This window comes from Streptomyces sp. NPDC007162 (genome assembly GCF_040634175.1).
Classification (GTDB): Bacteria; Actinomycetota; Actinomycetes; order Streptomycetales; family Streptomycetaceae; genus Streptomyces.
Genome location: NZ_JBEYFC010000865.1, coordinates 1 through 2,399, shown reverse-complemented (window position 1 = coordinate 2,399; position 2,399 = coordinate 1). Strand labels below are relative to the sequence as shown.

The 2,399-nt window shown below is 68.6% G+C and carries 2 protein-coding genes; one reads left to right on the top strand and one right to left on the bottom strand.

Going from position 1 to position 2,399, the window contains the following annotated elements:
- Positions 1 to 645, bottom strand: a 645-nt coding sequence (locus ABZ646_RS45095; protein ID WP_360533162.1) for a heme o synthase, incomplete at its 3' end; no start/stop codon positions are given.
- Positions 646 to 1,022: 377 nt separating this feature from the next.
- Here ABZ646_RS45095 and ABZ646_RS45090 point away from each other — a divergent pair.
- A partial coding sequence (locus ABZ646_RS45090; protein WP_360533159.1) for a transketolase occupies positions 1,023 to 2,399 on the top strand: 1,377 nt, incomplete at its 3' end.

Below are 2,399 nucleotides of genomic sequence, written 5' to 3'. Positions count from 1 at the left end.
CGCGTAGTCGTCCTTCACCTTCATGGACAGCGGCCAGTAGTGCGGCGGCGTCCAGAAGAACATGACGAGGAACAGGATGATCGGCGCCCACGACATGGAGTCCGTGACGGCCGACCAGCCGATCAGCACCGGCAGACAGCCCGCGATACCGCCCCAGACGATGTTCTGCGAAGTACGGCGCTTGAGGATCATCGTGTAGACGACGACGTAGAAGAGGAGCGCTCCGAGTGACAGCCAGGCGCTCAGCCAGTTGACGGTGAAACCGAACAACAGCGTGGAGACGACCGCCAGGGTGATGCCGAAGGCGAGGCACTCGCGCGGGCTGACCATGCCGGTCACCAGGGGCCGCTGCGAGGTGCGGTCCATCAGCGCGTCGATGTCCCGGTCGATGTACATGTTCAGCGCGTTCGCGCCGCCCGCGGAGAGATAACCGCCCACGCAGGTGAGCAGCACCAGCGTCAGGTCGGGCACGCCCTGCTGGGCCAGGAACATCACCGGAACGGTGGTGATGAGCAGCAGCTCGATGATCCGCGGCTTGGTCAGCGCCACGAAAGCTTTGACACGGGCCCCGAACGGCCGGTGACTCGGGCTCTCGCTCGCACCGAGTACCCCCGCTGGACGGGATTCGACGGCCGTCACGCACACCCCTGACAGAGACTCCCAGCGAGCCCGCCGTGTGAACTGACGGTAAAGGCTCGCGCGTACCACGCCACTTTAGACGTTGCCCATACCCCGATCTTCGCGGGGGTGGGGTCGTGTTGGCGGGGGACTCGACAGAGGGGTGGGGTGGCTCGATTGAGCAGTCAGATGAGCGGCTCCGTATTCATGTGCCGAATGCCTTCCCGGCCAGTCGGGAGGCGGATCCCCGCGACGCCCGGCAGTCTGTAAACACTCGAAAAAATGCACGTCCTTACGGGGGTAGGCTCGACAGCGGCCGGTGGGCACCCGGTACACCGGCAGCCGGTGTGGGCGTGTGCCCGTGGACCGGTAACCGAACATGTGGAGAGGAGCCCTGACCCAGGGTGAGCACCAAGCCGACCACCACAGACCTCGACTGGACCGAGTTGGACCAGCGGGCCGTAGACACCGCCCGCGTCCTGGCCGCCGACGCCGTACAGAAGGTCGGCAACGGCCATCCGGGTACGGCGATGAGCCTGGCGCCGGCCGCGTACACCCTCTTCCAGAAGGTGATGCGGCACGACCCGTCCGACCCCGACTGGGTGGGCCGCGACCGCTTCGTGCTGTCCGCCGGTCACTCGTCGCTGACCCTCTACACGCAGCTGTACCTGGCCGGCTTCGGCCTGGAGCTGGAAGACCTCGAAGCCTTCCGCACCTGGGGCTCCAAGACCCCGGGCCACCCGGAGTACGGCCACACCCGCGGCGTCGAGACCACCACGGGACCGCTGGGCCAGGGCGTCGCCAACGCGGTGGGCATGGCCATGGCCGCCCGCTACGAGCGCGGCCTGTTCGACCCCGAGGCGCCGCAGGGCGAGTCGCCTTTCGACCACTACATCTTCTGCATCGCCGGTGACGGCTGCCTCCAGGAGGGCATCTCCGCCGAGGCGTCCTCGATGGCCGGCCACCAGAAGCTCGGCAACCTGATCCTGCTGTGGGACGACAACCACATCTCGATCGAGGGCGACACCGAGACCGCCGTCTCCGAGGACACCGTCAAGCGGTACGAGGCGTACGGCTGGCACGTGCAGCGCATCGCCCCGAAGCCGGACGGCGACCTGGACCCGCACGCCATCTACAACGCGATCGAGGCCGCCAAGGCGGTCACGGACCGGCCGTCGTTCATCGCGATGCGCTCGATCATCGCCTGGCCCGCCCCGAACGCGCAGAACACCGAGGCCGCCCACGGCTCGGCGCTCGGCGCGGACGAGGTCGCGGCCACCAAGCGCGTCCTCGGCTTCGACCCGGAGAAGTCCTTCGACGTCGCCGACGAGGTCATCGCCCACACCCGCAGGGCCGGCGAGCGCGGTGCCGCCGCCAGGGCCGAGTGGGAGAAGTCCTTCCAGCTGTGGCGTGACAACAACGCCGAGCGTGCCGCCGACTTCGACCGGATCGCCGCGGGCGAGCTGCCCACCGGCTGGGAGGAGAAGGTCCCGGTCTTCGAGCCCGGCAAGGGCGTCGCCACCCGCGCGGCCTCCGGCAAGGTGCTCCAGGCGCTCGGCGCGGTGATCCCGGAGCTGTGGGGCGGTTCCGCCGACCTCGCCGGGTCGAACAACACGACCATCGACAAGAACAGCTCGTTCCTGCCGGCCGGCAACCCGCTGCCGGAGGCGGACCCCTACGGCCGCACCATCCACTTCGGCATCCGCGAGCACTCGATGGGCGCGGAGCTGAACGGCATCACCCTGCACGGCAACACCCGTGCCTACGGCGGTACGTTCCTC